The sequence below is a fragment of the Thalassotalea coralli genome (assembly GCF_055786205.1).
This window is the reverse complement of record NZ_JBVVBK010000002.1, coordinates 456,257-470,815: the sequence shown is the minus strand read 5'-3', so window position 1 is coordinate 470,815 and position 14,559 is coordinate 456,257. Positions and strand designations below refer to the sequence as shown.

At 38.7% G+C, this 14,559-nt stretch carries 7 protein-coding genes; 1 reads left to right on the top strand and 6 read right to left on the bottom strand.

Going from position 1 to position 14,559, the window contains the following annotated elements:
- Positions 1-101: 101 nt before the first annotated feature.
- Positions 102-2,123, top strand: coding sequence for a methyl-accepting chemotaxis protein (locus tag ACOB80_RS07470; RefSeq protein ID WP_473165183.1), 2,022 nt, complete (start codon positions 102-104; stop codon positions 2,121-2,123).
- Between the two features lie 95 nt (positions 2,124-2,218).
- Here the strand turns inward: ACOB80_RS07470 and ACOB80_RS07465 are convergent, their stop codons facing one another.
- From ACOB80_RS07465 to asnB, 6 genes are all read right to left on the bottom strand, one after another.
- Positions 2,219-2,632 carry a BLUF domain-containing protein gene (locus ACOB80_RS07465; protein ID WP_473165182.1) on the bottom strand — a complete coding sequence of 138 codons (414 nt, stop codon included), beginning with the start codon at positions 2,630-2,632 and terminating at the stop codon, positions 2,219-2,221.
- A gap of 192 nt (positions 2,633-2,824) precedes the next feature.
- Positions 2,825-3,637, bottom strand: a complete 813-nt coding sequence (locus ACOB80_RS07460; protein ID WP_473165181.1) for a hypothetical protein — start codon at positions 3,635-3,637, stop codon at positions 2,825-2,827.
- 154 nt (positions 3,638-3,791) lie between these two features.
- A complete protein-coding gene (locus ACOB80_RS07455; RefSeq protein ID WP_473165180.1) occupies positions 3,792-4,913 on the bottom strand; it encodes a hypothetical protein in 1,122 nt (373 codons plus the stop codon).
- 100 nt (positions 4,914-5,013) lie between these two features.
- Positions 5,014-8,646, bottom strand: a complete 3,633-nt coding sequence (locus tag ACOB80_RS07450) for a hypothetical protein (RefSeq protein ID WP_473165179.1) — start codon at positions 8,644-8,646, stop codon at positions 5,014-5,016.
- Between the two features lie 314 nt (positions 8,647-8,960).
- Positions 8,961-12,596, bottom strand: a complete 3,636-nt coding sequence (locus tag ACOB80_RS07445; protein WP_473165178.1) for a hypothetical protein — start codon at positions 12,594-12,596, stop codon at positions 8,961-8,963.
- A gap of 273 nt (positions 12,597-12,869) precedes the next feature.
- Positions 12,870-14,534 carry an asparagine synthase B gene (gene asnB / locus ACOB80_RS07440; RefSeq protein ID WP_473165177.1) on the bottom strand — a complete coding sequence of 555 codons (1,665 nt, stop codon included), beginning with the start codon at positions 14,532-14,534 and terminating at the stop codon, positions 12,870-12,872.
- Positions 14,535-14,559 lie beyond the last annotated feature (25 nt).

The following is a 14,559-nucleotide window of genomic DNA, read 5'->3' as shown; positions in this document are numbered from 1 at the left end:
TACTGATTTTTCTATTGAAACAAAAGGGTTACAAAGCTATCAATAATTTAGCTTCTCTGTTTGTTAACATAAACGCGTTGTAGTAGATAATAGGCGCGTTTATGGCAAAATTTAATACCATTTCACAAAAGATCACTTTTTTCGTTGCAGGTTCGATAAGCTTGCTTCTTGCGGTGTGTTCTTTTGTCATTATTAATCATATTAGTCAGATTGAATACCAGAAGTCGGTCAACAAAATTGATCAACTAGTCACTAGCAGTGCCTTAGACGTTTCGTCATTTTTAGCGCAGCAAGCTCGCATAGGCGAAATGTTTTTTGAGCGCAAAGACGTTAAAGAACTGCTTATTAATCATTCGCAACGCAGTGAAGTAACTTTCGAAAAACCTGAGCAAAAAGCGGTAATAGAAGAATTTAAAAGAGTTGCGAATCGATATCCCTCAATAGATGCTTTTTTCGCGGCCGATATTGATTCAGGGCACTATATTGATGGCGGTGGCATATATAACGGCGCTAAATATAACATCATTACTCATCCTCTTTTTATTTCTAAGCGCAACATTAAACGTGCTCAGTTTGCAGACCCTTCTATTGATCAACGCTCAAATAAATTAGTGAGTGTCATTTACCTTCCTGTTTTTGATGAAAACAATCAGCTTGTGTCGACCTCAGGAGTGGATTTAGATAACAAAGAAATCATGAATACGATTGATTCACTTAAATTAGATGGTGAAGGTGCTGCGTTTCTAACGACTAATACAGGTCGAATCGTTTTATTTCCTTATATCAACCCGCCTAAGTTTGATGGTACACGTGTTGACGGCAAGCGAGAGGATTTTTTGAAAAACTTAGATGAAAGTGAGCCTGATTCATCTGGTTTTACAGCTTTAGAGCAAGCTGTGGTAAATCGTTCAGACAAAGTACATGAAGTTGAGTGGCAAGGAGAAACTTACCTGGTAAAAATTCAAGGAATAGAAAATAAAACGATGGACGGGCTATGGAATATAGGCTTTATGGTGCCAAAAACAGTAGTGACTGAGCCGGTAAATCAAGCAAAACTTACTACCTTTACTGCTGCAATTACCATTATTTTACTTGTTGTGACCATTACTATGATTATTGCGAAACGTGTAAGCAGACCACTAGTCGATGTGGCTGAAGCGCTTGAAAATATTTCGGAAGGCGATGGCGATCTCACCCAACGTATTGTCGTGAAGTCACAAGATGAAACGGCACGAGTATCGTCAGCGTTTAATACCTTTGTGGAGAGAATACAGTCGCTCATTAAACATAGTAGCGATATTTCAAAACAAACATCATCCATTGCAGCAGAAGTGGGAAAGACCTCTAAAGAAAACAGCTTAGGTGCAGATCAGCAAAAACAGGAAGTTGATTTAGTCGCAACTGCGGTAGACGAAATGGCGGCAACCGTTCAAGAGATTTCGGTAAATGCAAACAGTGCTAGTGATATGGCAGATGAAGCTAGCAGTAAAACCAACGAAGGTGAAAAACTTGTTCGTACAACTGTTGCTGGCATAAACGAATTAGCAAAAGAAATGGAATTAACGTCTAAGCAAGTACAAGAGTTGAGACATCAGTCAGACAATATTGGTGGGGTGTTGGATGTAATTAAGGGGATTGCTGAGCAAACTAACTTACTTGCACTAAATGCTGCTATTGAAGCTGCAAGAGCCGGAGAGCAGGGGCGAGGGTTTGCGGTTGTAGCTGATGAAGTAAGAACGTTAGCAAGTAAAACTCAAGAGTCGACCGGCGATATCCAAGAGATCATTGAAAAGCTGCAGCAAGAAGCAGCTCAAGCTGAAGACTCTATGATAAAAGGCTATAAAACTGCTCAACAGCGTTCAGCCGAAAGCGAAACTTTGTTAGCGTCTTTACAAAGTACACAAGCAGCGGTGAACCAAATTAAAGATATGAACGCTCATATTGCCGTTGCCACCTCTCAGCAAACAGCGGTTGCTAGTGAACTGAATAGAAATATTAGTAGTATCCATGATTTAGCTGAACGTGCTTCTATTGTTGCTGAACAGCAAACTGAAGGAATGCAAGAACTTCAGCGCCTATCGATTACGTTAGATGGCTCTATTTCATCGTTTAAAGTCAGTTAAAGCGAAAATCGGGCGTTTTACATTAGCTGTTGCGCCCTTTTTTTGTCGCTTGTCCAACAATTGTCTTTGTATGACTGTGCCTCGAACTGCGTCAATTAAATTAAATATTGTTTAAACTCTTTGATCAAAGAAACGGAGGTTTTCGGGGATAGTTTGAATGGATCAAATTGTGTTTGGTTTAAAAGCTGTAAGTAAATTGCAGTGTTAACGCCTGTGGAAGGTAAATAGCCCATTGACCAATGTTTAAACTCTTTTGAGGGGATAGGTTCAAAATTCAACACGGTAACGTCTTTGTGTCGAGAATCGCTTTTAATTCTATTTAAGGTTTGTTCTACCTGTTCTTTGGCGCCTTCTAGATACTGTAAAAAGTAACTATTATCGTAATACAGGACACCGCTGATACCATTACTATCGTTATTTGTTCTCGCTGTTATAAGAATGCTATCTAAATCTTGCTGAGTTAAACCTGAAGTAGCGTGACTGCAGTATATCAACCTAACCAATGTCATTTTGGTCTAATCCTTGTTCTTAAACAGTTACTAATAAAACTAAGCGCTTTTTATAAGCATTTCAATCTATTTAGTTAAATAGAGTTGTTATTTTGAATTTAAGTAAGGCGGTAAATTTAATTTTAACAGAATGAACAAATAAAAATAGCGCTTAATAAAGCGCTATTTTTTTAAGCTTATAGCTTTTTACGACTATTGTGCAGCAGGCTGCTGTGCTTGTGTACTAGGTGTAGCTACTGTTGCTGCTTTATTTCTATTTTCTATTGCCTCTATACGCTCAATTAATAGCTTAATTTGCATATCTAAAGAGTTTACACTTGTGGCAACGGCGAGTTGTTGATCGTCTCTATCTTTTGATTTTGAATCTAATGTTGAAAGGTTTGTCTTTAGCTCGTTGATTTGACTTTTTAAGTTATTAGCTACTTTTAATTGATCAGTTAAAGCTTCAACATTAAATTCTGCAGCTGTTTGCTTTTCATTAATTTCTTTTACCGAAGCACTTAAAGTTGAAATGCTATTGGATGAATTCGTGATAGACGTTTGTAGTTTTTTACTGCCACTGCGTAATTCTTTAATTTCCGTTTGGTTTCTTCGCCAAGCTGATGCCCATAGCTTGTCCATTTCGCTCCAAAGCTTTTCAGTTTTCTCTGTTATAGCCTGTAATTTAGCTTTAAGTGCTACGGTAGATTCACCCATTTCTTCGCCAGTAGCAGAAAGTTGATCTTCCAGTTGCTGGATTCGTTGTTCGGAATCAGCAATTGACTGCTGAAGTAACAGTGTTTGTTGGTAAAAGAAGTAGGCGGCGCCAGCTAACGCAAGGTATATAGTAAAAGTAAAAAAGATAACCGCACCAGAGGTTTTTGCTTTTGTCGCGGGTGATTGTTCTACGTTGGCGCTAGACGTAGTAGATTTCTTCGGCTTATTTGTCGAATGAGAGCGACCTTGTTTAACGAGGTCATCGTCAATTTTGATATCTGGAATTTCTGGTTCAACGCGATTAGACAAAATACAGCCTTTAAACTTCAATGTTAAAAAGCCAACTTTAAAACAATTTCAAGGAAGTTTTAATAGCTTTCTTGTAAAAACTTACAATTCCACGTGAAAAATCACATGAGCTATGCACAAGTGTCTTAAATTTGGCTATTTAGTAGCCTGAACGTTAAAATTGGTAGCTTAATTCTAGGCCTAAGGTTAGTTGAAGAGCCTCACTAATTTGAATATTGTCCATACCAATAAAAAACGAATACCAATCTCGTGAATAATAAAATTCTGGAGCTAGGTTTTCCACATCTAAAAATGCGCCGAATTGACCACTATTTAGTGGCGTTTCATAGCCGAGGTAGTAAAAGTTGTTGTTCCCTTGTCGCTTTGCTTTTACTGAGTAAAATCTATTGTCATACTCAAATGTTGCTTGTAGCGTAATTTGTTTTGGTAACTTGAACTGGTGGTCTTTTTCTGTTTCCTTACCGCGATAAATTGGCAGGTAGTCAATGCCACCAACGCTATTAATAAATCTACCATTTGTGTCAGCTTTACCTTCGCTATAACCAGAGCCGTTAAGCGTGAATTCTGAGAATAAATCTTTGAGTTTTGCCGATAACTTTAATTGCTCATTCACTTGCCAGCTAAGGTTTAAATCAAATGTAATGCCTGTACCGTCTGTATTCCAGTCGTTATTGAAATTTTTTCGTTTTAAAAAATTTCTTTCACTGTAAAACTCTTCTAATTGAGCAAACCCTGAAATATTGTCTGAATCATTATTATCGAGAACCCCTGTTAATTTAGATTCTCTTGTTGCTTCTAACCACCAATAGCCGATTTTAGGCTCAATCACAAATCGACCAATATTAAATTGGTAGCCAAGCCTAACGCCATCGCTTTGTTGATGGAATAGATTAAGGTCAAGTTGATAATTGCTTTGTGTGTTTAACGCCAGATCATTGCGCAACAAATAAAACGCTTTTGTAGTATCTGTGTTTGAAAATACAAAGTAATCATATCGATGGGCGATATCTAATGAAAATCCTTTATAGCTTAATTGCAAACCAATTTCGTTTTGAGTAAAGCCTTCGCTAGCATCGCTTTCTGGTGTGTGTCGCCATTCGTCTTCGATTAAATCTTTGACGGGGATAATATTACTCCATGACTGACTGTCTACATAGAAACTAAGTGAGCTTGATTGCTTAGGTTGGATGTCATTCTTGGTATTACTTGAATTTGCTAATACTGAAGGTGATATTAATAATTGAATTGTTGAAAGAAAGACTACTGCTCTTTTCATTAACATTCCTTTGTCGGTTTTATTTATGTTTTGCCTTAGAAAATGCCAGTCAAATATGACTGGCATTTGTACTTTAATTCAAGAGTTTACTCTTGAAAACTTATAAAGATTCTACAGTCTCATCGCTATACACGATAGTGATAATACCGTCTCTATCTTCTACTTGTGCCGCTTGAACACCTTCAACGTATATTAAACCAATAACATTAGTTTCGGCGTTATCTTCTAACTCTGTAAGAAGAAGTACTACGTTTTCAGCGTTTTCAGCAACAATCGTATCAGCCTCTTTTGTGTTAGCATGCACACTTAAAGCGCGTTGAGATGTTTCACCTGGCAGGCTATAACTTAGGTCTAAGTCAAATTCACCATCTTCAAACCCTGTGCGTTTACCTGAGATTGCTAAGTTGATCTCATATTCACCTAAAACAACTTCAAGCGATAGTGCCGCGTTAACATCTAAAAAGACGTCTTCGTTTTCTAAAAGCTCTAGCTCTTCAGGCATTGTGTTTATTGCATCAAAGTACGATGTTGAACCAGCAGTAATTGCATCTAAATTTACTTTAGTAAAATCGACTTCAATTGTACCAACGTTTGTTACGTCATAATTAAGCACTGCTCTCGAAATGTCACTCTTAACGTAATCAACGGCATTGTGATCTGTATAAGGTGAAACAGGTACAAGGGAAAGAGATTTTTCAATTAATTCGTCCACGGTTGGTTCTTTTGTATAAACGAAGCCGTCCTTATCAACATTAAGTAAATCGCCATCCCAATCTACAAGTACACCATCTTCGTTAAAGTATTCGCCGTCGACGTATTTTAACCAAAATTCATCCGCTATACCATCTGGTGTCGAGGAGGTGTCTTTAGGAATAATTTTATATTCAATAGCTCCAGATAAACCTCGGTATTTATATAGCACTTCAACGTAATCTAATCCGGCATCTTCTGCAGTTGTGGAGATCATGTCTTGGTATTCCTCTGATGTATACGAGAAATTGGTAACACCAGGTTCGACAAACTGATATGTGTATACAATGTCGAAATCATTCGCAACTGTTTTCGTTACCGTATCACCAGTATCGTTAGCGACAAATTTAATGGCGTCTTCCATAAATATATCAGCGCTAAAATTACCATGAAGAACTGCTGAATTCCCTTGACCAATGGATTCAAGTATATCGGTATTTTCATCAGCATAAAAGTGGACTGAATCACCATTTTCTAACATGAACCTTTGGGAACCGATAAAGTACTTGGCCATATAAGCAAAGTTCTCTGCACCATTAGTGACGCTATCGGGTTGTAATGCATGTCTTTCTAACAAAGTGTCCAAATCGTCATAATAATATGTTGCTTTAGCATTAGCTTCTGTAAGCTCAACAACGTTTCCTTGATGGTCTATTAGGTTACCTGAGTCATCCAAACGGACTCCACTGAAATAATTGTGGCTGTAATAATCTGCGATACCGTCATTATCAGAGTCGAACGCAGTAACTAGTTCGTAAATGGCAAAACCGATTATTTCGATAGTATAGGCGTAATTTGTTAAATCTCCGTTTTGAATTACTTTACGTTGGTATTTGTCTGGATATTCTTCTTCACCGTAAGGTCCGTATGTTACTGTAAAGCTCCACTCTCCCGCGTTTACGCCAGGCTCAAATTCGATGAGGCCGCCTGAATAATATGGGTTAGTATCAAGGTCATCATTTAATGTCCATTCAACCGTGTTTTTGTCGTCTGAAACTGATACTGATATCATATTGTCGTAAGGTGCACCAATGTACTCAAATTCTGGCGCTTCATAGCTATCTAAATCTTGAATATCAACAGTGAGTGTTGCTTTGACAAGATCGCCTTCATGAGTGCCTATGGCGCCACTAAGAGTTAGCATTTCTGGTAAAATGTCAGAGCCTCTGCCTTTTTTATAGTAAGTTTTAAGTACAAAATTGCCGAATTCATCTCTTACAACTCGACCATCTTCTCCACGTAAATACCGTTCATATGGGGTTAATGTATTGGTTTCAACAGCAGCTAAATCGGTTTTTATCATGCCTTCAAACGTAACAGGGTTAGTGACTGAATCTGTTTGTTTTTGGGCAAGTGATACGGTTAAATCTAGCGAGCCTGAAACTACATCAGGTGAGTCCATATCTTGGTCTAGCGCTTCTCTAGACGTTGCTTGGTCAAGATTAATTTTTGCGTAGCTTCCTTCAGCTAGAGAAAGAATCGCATTGGCTGACTCAATTTTACCGTTAAGGGAAAGGGTAATGCTCATGCCTTCGTCAGTAAAAGCCGCGTCAGCATTTAACATGACTGTTTCTTGACCTTTCATTACTGAAAGGGCGAAGCTCATGCCGCCGTTGTCTGTTTGTTCGTTAAATGCAATAGAACCCGTCGCGCCATCGATATAGTCCGCTGCGTTAACAGAGCCATTGCCTTCTTCTATTCCAGATGCTATTTCACCTAGCACATCAGCGATATTCGCTAGCAATAAGAAGCTGGCCGCTTCTTCTTCAACCATTGCACCAGCGTCATCTACTAACGCTAAGTAAGCATCGCCTTGAGAGACAACATTTTGATCTTTCGTTGGGTCAAAAAGATTGGCAAAAAGACGCACGTCCTGCACCATTGATTTTGCTTTCGCTACAGCATCACCGTCCGTGATGATAGTTGATGAAGAGCCGCTACGGCCGTCATCGTTCGCTGTTGCCATTTCAAAAACTGATTGGTTTTCTAAATTGGTTTCGAGTTGATTCAACGACTCGATAATTGATTCTGTGCCCGTAAGGTCGGTATCAGCAGTAATTGATTCAGATGAATGCTTTGCGGAATCTGAAGCGCCTGAAAGTACTTCAACCAAAGATAGTTCGAATTCGCTATCGTCGTCTTGTTCTAATATGAAGCTGCCTTCATGTTCAACTATATCATCGATAGCCTGAGATAACTTCGTGGTAATATCACCTGAGTTTGCTTGACCAGAAGGGCCAAATAAAGCAGACATAGCTGAAGCATTCGAATTAAATAGCGCTGAGTGAATACCTGCTTCGATAAGTCCGTATTTAAGTTCAACGATATTATCTTCGGCTACTACCATTTCATTATGTGTCACTGGAGTAGGTGTAAGATCGCTTAAAACGCCATTAATATTAAATGCATTGGCAACAATTGATGATTGCTCTTGAATGATCGTGGCTTTGTCGCTATCACTTGTCATCATTTTGCTCTCAATAAGTTTTGAAGCTAAATGAGTCAAGGTGCTGGTATTGATAGTTACTGCAGTATCGCTTATTGCTGGGATATTAACGATAGAAGCAAAAGTTAAATCTGGCTCACTTGTTGATAAATCAATTGTGGATGCAAAATCAACATCACCACATTTCGCAATTGAACTACATAATAACGTAGTACTTTCACCAACAGATAACTCTACTTTTAGCGGACCTTCAAAGTCTATTACCGTAAAGCTGTAATTACCTTCCGCATCAGTCATGATATCAGTTTCTTTGATTTCATCACTTGTAAGCGCTACAGGTGCATTATCAACATATTTGTAAGCTGTAAGTTTAGCGTTTGCTAAATTTGCAGCTTTACCTGAAACAGCTGTTTCAACGGCAGTTGGCGTTGGCGTTGGGGTTGGCGTCGGTGTGTTATTATTAGATGAAGAACCGCCTCCACAGGCAGTCAGAATTGATAGCACTGAAAGTGCTACAATACTTTTTTTCATTTCCATCGAAAATTCCTTGTATTGAAGTAATTTGTATACCTTTAAAAAGTTCGCAAGGAGTCTACAACACTTTAACCACATTTGTTAAATTTCAATGAAATGGGTGGTTAAAAATTGCACATATGTTGAGTGCTTGTGAAAAAAAGCGTTTCTTTTTTGCAAAGATAGCGGTCGTAATGTGAGTTGTAGGCTAACTTCTTTAGAAGTCTTCTATTTTCATTAACATTCCTTTGTCGGTTTTATTTATGTTTAGCCTTAGAAAATGCCAGTCAAAAATGACTGGCATTTGTACTTTTATTCAAGTGTTTACTCTTGATAATTTATAAAGACTCAACAGTCTCATCGCTATACACGATAGTGATAATACCGTCTCTATCTTCTACTTGTGCCGCTTGAACACCTTCAACGTATATTAAACCGATAACATTAGTTTCGGCGTTATCTTCTAATTCTGTAAGAAGAAGTACTACGTTTTCAGCGTTTTCAGCAACAATCGTATCAGCCTCTTTCGTGTTAGCATACACACTTAAAGCGCGTTGAGATGTTTCACCTGGCAGGCTATAACTTAGGTCTAAGTCAAATTCACCGTCTTCTAACCCTGTGCGTTTACCTGAGATTGCTAAGTTGATCTCATATTCACCTAAAACAACCTCAAGCGATAGAGCAGCGTTAACATCTAAAAAGACATCTTCGTTTTCTAAAAGCTCTAGCTCTTCAGGCATTGTGTTCATTGCATCATAATAAGTTGTTGAACCAGCTACAACATTATCAAGATTTTCTTTGGTTAAATCAGTTGTTACTTCACCAATACCATCAACGTAATAGTAAAGAGTCCATAAAGATACGTAACTTTTGAAATAATCTACTGCATTATAATCTGTATAAGGTGAAACTGGAGTGAGGAAAGGTTGGAACGACAATATATCTTCTAGTGTTGAAGATGTGTACCAAACTGCTCCGTGCTCATCTACATTGAGTATATTACCTTCCGAGTCAACAAGTTCACTATTTTCATTAAAGTATTCACCCCAAACAAACTTAAGCGAAAATTGATCCGCTATTCCATCAGGTTCAGCAGAAGTGTCTTCAGGGATGATTTTGTACTCGTAAGCATCGTAGCTACTTTGGTTTCGATATAGAACCTCAGCGTAATCTAAACCAACATCTTCTGCTGTGGTCGTTGCGAACCTTTGGAAATCATCTACTGTATATGAGTAGTTAGTTACCCCTGACTCTACAAATTGATAAGCGTACACAATATCAAAATTGTTTGCTATCGTTTGTGTAACTGTGTCACCCGTTTGACTAGCAACAACTTTAATGGCGTTATCCATAAATTTGTCAGCAGAAATATTACCATGAAGATTTACTGAATTACCTTGAGCAATAGATGCAAGTTTATCAGCATTTTCATCAGCATAAAAAGCAACTGAGTCACCACTTTCTAACATATAACTTAAGGTACCGATAAAGTACTTAGCCATATAAGCAAAGTTTTCCGCACCGTTAGTGACGCTATCTGGTTGTAGCGCATGTCTTTCTAACAAAGTGTCCAAATCATCATAATAGTATGTGCCGCCAGCATTAGCTTCAGTTAGCTCGATGATATTTCCTTCCCAGTCTAAAAGGTTACCAGCTTCATCTATACTGTCTCCATCGAAATAACTGTGACTGTAATAATCTGCATTACCGTCATTGTCAGAATCGAACGCAGTAACTAACTCGTAAAAAGCATAACCTGTACTTTCAATAGTGTAGGCGTAGTTAGTTAAATTACCGTTAGGGATAACTCTACGTTGATATTTATCTGAAGTAGAATTACCTTGTTTAGAAGTGGTCGTTAGAGTAAAACTCCATTCACCCGCATTTGCTCCAGGTTCAAATACTGTGTTGCCAGCTACCGACTGATATGGGTTAGTATCAAGGCCATCATTTAATGTCCATTCAACCGTGTTTTTATCGCCAGAAACTGAAACCGATACCATATTCTCGAAAGGTGCACCAATGTACTTAAATTCTGGCGCTTCATAGCTATCTAAATCTTGAATATCAACAGTGAGTGTTGCTTTGACAAGATCGCCTTCATGAGTGCCAATGGCGCCACTAAGAGTTAGCATTTCTGGTAAAATGTCAGAGCCTTTGCCTTTTTGGTAGTAGGTTTTACGGATAAGCTCTCCGAATTCATCTCTTACTACGCGACCATCTTCCCCAAATAAATACTGCTCATATGGGTTCAATGTATTTGTTTGTACAGCCATCAAGTCTGTTTTTATCATGCCTTCAAACGAAACAGGATTAGTAACTGTATCTGTTTGTTTTTGAGCAAGAGACACGGTTAAATCTAACGAGCCAGAAACTACATCTGGTGAGTCCATATCTTGATCTAATGCTTCTCTAGACGTCGCTTGGTCAAGATTAATTTTTGCGTAGCTTCCTTCGGCAAGAGAAAGAATCGCATTGGATGACTCAATTTTACCGTCAAGGGAAAGGGTGATGCTCATGCCTTCGTCAGTAAAAGCTGCGTCAGCATTTAACATGACCGTTTCTTCACCTTTCATTACTGAAAGGGCAAAGCTCATGCCGCCGTTGTCTGTTTGTTCGTTAAATGAAATTGAACCCGTCGCACCATCGATATAATCCGCTGCGTCAACAATACCGTTGCCATCTTCCATTCCAGATGCTATCTCACCTAGTACATCGGCGATATTCGCTAATAATAAGAAGCTAGCCGCTTCTTCTTCAACCATAGCACCCGCGTCATCTACTAACGCTAAGTAAGCATCGCCTTGAGAGACAACGTTTTGATCTTTCGTTGGGTCAAAAAGGTTGGCAAATAAACGAACGTCTTGCACCATAGATTTTGCTTTCGCTACAGCATCGCCGTCCGTGATGATAGTTGATGAAGAGCCACTGCGGCCATCATCGTTCGCTGTTGCCATTTCAAAAACTGATTGGTTTTCTAAATTGGTTTCGAGTTGATTCAACGACTCGATAATTGATTCTGTGCCCGTAAGGTCGCTATCAGCGGCAATTGATTCAGATGAATGCTTTGCAGAATCTGATGCGCCTGAAAGTACTTCAACCAAGGACAATTCGAAATCGCTATCGTCGTCCTGTTCTAAAATGAAGCTGCCTTCATATTCAACTAAATCATCGATAGCTTGAGATAACTTCTCAGTAATATCGCCTGAGTTTGTCTGACCAGAAGGGCCAAATAAAGCAGACATTGCTGTAGCATTCGTATTAAATAATGCTGAGTGAATACCAGCTTCAATAAGTCCGTATTTAAGTTCAACGATATTATCTTCAGCGACTACCATTTCATTATGTGTTACTGGAGTAGGTGAAAGGTCGCTTAATACGCCATTAATATTGAACGCATTGGCAATAATTGATGATTGCTCTTGAATAATCGTGGCTTTATCACCATCACTTGTCATCATTTTGCTCTCAATAAGTTTTGAAGCTAAATGAGTCAATGTGCTGGTATTGATAGTTACGGCAGTATCGCTGATTGTTGGGATGTTAACGATAGAAGCAAAAGTTAAGTCTGGCTCACTTGTTGATAAATCAATTGTGGATGCAAAATCAACATCTCCACATTTCGCAATTGAACTACATAACAACGTAGTACTTTCACCAACAGATAATTCGACTTTTAGAGGACCTTCAAAGTCTATTACCGTAAAGCTGTAATTACCTTCCGCATCAGTCATGATATCAGTTTCTTTGATTTCATCACTCGTAAGCGCTACAGGTGCATTATCAACATATTTGTAAGCTGTAAGTTTAGCGTTTGCTAAATTTGCAGCTTTACCTGAAACAGCCGTTTCAACGGCAGTTGGCGTTGGTGTTGGTGTTGGTGTCGGTGTGTTATTATTAGATGAAGAACCGCCTCCGCAGGCAGTCAGAATCGATAGCACTGAAAGTGCCACAATACTTTTTTTCATTTCCATCGAAAATTCCTTGTATTGAAGTAAGTTGTATACCTTTTGAAAAGGTCGCAAGGAGTCTACAACACTTTAACCATATTTGTTAAATTTCAATGAAATGGGTGGTCAAAAATTGCACACTTGTTGTGTATTTGTATGAAACACGTTGATTTTTTGTAAATAATCGACGGTTGGGGTGACATGTGTAGGTTAAATTCTTTAGAAGTCTACTACTACAATCGTATTAGACTTCTAAAGATAATTAACTACTAATAGAGCTGTAGTTAATTATTATGGTTAGTAACTATCGTTATGGATACTTTGAACGGCACGACCAGAAGGGTCTGCCATTTTGCTAAAAGCTTCATCCCAAGCAAGTGCTTGAGGTGTACTACAAGCAACAGACTTACCACCTGGAACACATTCAGCAGCGCTTGGAATAGGGAAGTGCTCTTCAAAAATAGTTCTGTAGAAGTAGGCTTCTTTAGTATCTGGTGTGTTATGTGGGAATCTAAACTTGGCGTTCTCAAGCTGTTGGTCACTCACTTGAGATTCTACATGTTCTTTTAAGCCATCGATCCAAGAGTATCCAACACCGTCAGAAAATTGTTCTTTTTGACGCCACAGAATTTCTTCTGGTAAGTAGCCTTCAAATGAAGCACGTAAAATACCTTTTTCGATTTTACCGTTACCACACATTTTGTCTTCAGGGTTTAAGCGCATTGCAACGTCCATAAAGTTCTTATCTAAGAATGGCACGCGTGCTTCTACACCCCAAGCAGACATTGCTTTGTTTGCACGTAAACAGTCGAACATATGTAGTTTTTCGAGCTTACGTAGCAACTCTTCATGGAACTCTTGTGCGTTTGGCGCTTTGTGGAAGTATAAATAACCACCGAATATTTCATCAGCACCTTCACCAGAAAGCACCATTTTAATACCCATCGCTTTGATCTTACGCGCCATTAGGTACATAGGAGTTGATGCACGAATCGTGGTTACATCATAAGTTTCTAGGTGATAGATAACTTCTTTTAATGCGTCGATACCTTCTTGTTCGGTAAAAACAACGCTGTGATGCACGGTACCAATGCTATCAGCAACCTTTTGTGCAGCAACTAAATCTGGAGAGCCTTCTAAACCACAAGCAAAAGAGTGAACTTTTGGCCACCAAGCTTCTGATAAATCGTTTTCTTCGATGCGGCGAGCGGCAAATTTTTGTGTAATAGAAGAAACAAGCGAAGAATCTAAACCACCTGATAGTAGCACGCCATAAGGAACGTCAGTCATTAAGTGACTTTTAACTGATTCTTCTAGCGCTTCACGTAATTTTGTTTTACTCGTGAAGTTATCTTTTACTGCACTGTATTGCATCCAGTTGCGTTGGTAGTATTTTTCTAATTTACCTGTTTTACTGTCAAGTAAGTGACCAGGAGGGAATTCTTCAACCGTTTTACACATCGGCATTAATGCTTTCATTTCAGAAGCAACGTAAAAGTTACCTTCTTCATCATAACCTGTGTAAAGCGGAATAATGCCGATATGATCTCGTGCGATTAAATAGCTGTTGTCGCTTGCGTTATACAAACAAAAAGCAAACATACCTTGAAGCTTATCAACAAAGCCAGCACCGTGCTCTTGGTATAAAGGTAAGATAACTTCACAGTCAGAATGGGTTTTAAATTGATAATCAACCGTTAAGCTTTCTTCGAGTGCTTTGTGGTTGTAAATTTCACCATTAACAGCGAGTACGTGAGTTTTATCTTTGTTGTAAAGGGGTTGAGCGCCGTTTTCTGTGTCTACGATTGCAAGACGTTCATGAACTAGAATTGCATGTTCATTGTTGTAAACACCTGACCAGTCTGGTCCACGATGGCGTAATAAGCGAGAAGCCTGTATAGCTTTAGGGCGAAGGGCATCAGCCCCAGTTTTTATATCTAAAATACCAAATATCGAACACATTGAAGCGCTACCTCTTGATTTTTAT

Excerpts from the sequence above, each read along its gene's own strand:
- ACOB80_RS07465 (WP_473165182.1), bottom strand. The coding sequence starts at position 2,632 with ATGACATTGGTTAGGTTGATATACTGCAGTCACGCTACTTCAGGTTTA.
- ACOB80_RS07455 (WP_473165180.1), bottom strand. The coding sequence starts at position 4,913 with ATGAAAAGAGCAGTAGTCTTTCTTTCAACAATTCAATTATTAATATCA.
- asnB (WP_473165177.1), bottom strand. The coding sequence starts at position 14,534 with ATGTGTTCGATATTTGGTATTTTAGATATAAAAACTGGGGCTGATGCC.
- ACOB80_RS07450 (WP_473165179.1), bottom strand. The coding sequence starts at position 8,646 with ATGGAAATGAAAAAAAGTATTGTAGCACTTTCAGTGCTATCAATTCTG.
- ACOB80_RS07445 (WP_473165178.1), bottom strand. The coding sequence starts at position 12,596 with ATGGAAATGAAAAAAAGTATTGTGGCACTTTCAGTGCTATCGATTCTG.
- ACOB80_RS07470 (WP_473165183.1), top strand. The coding sequence starts at position 102 with ATGGCAAAATTTAATACCATTTCACAAAAGATCACTTTTTTCGTTGCA.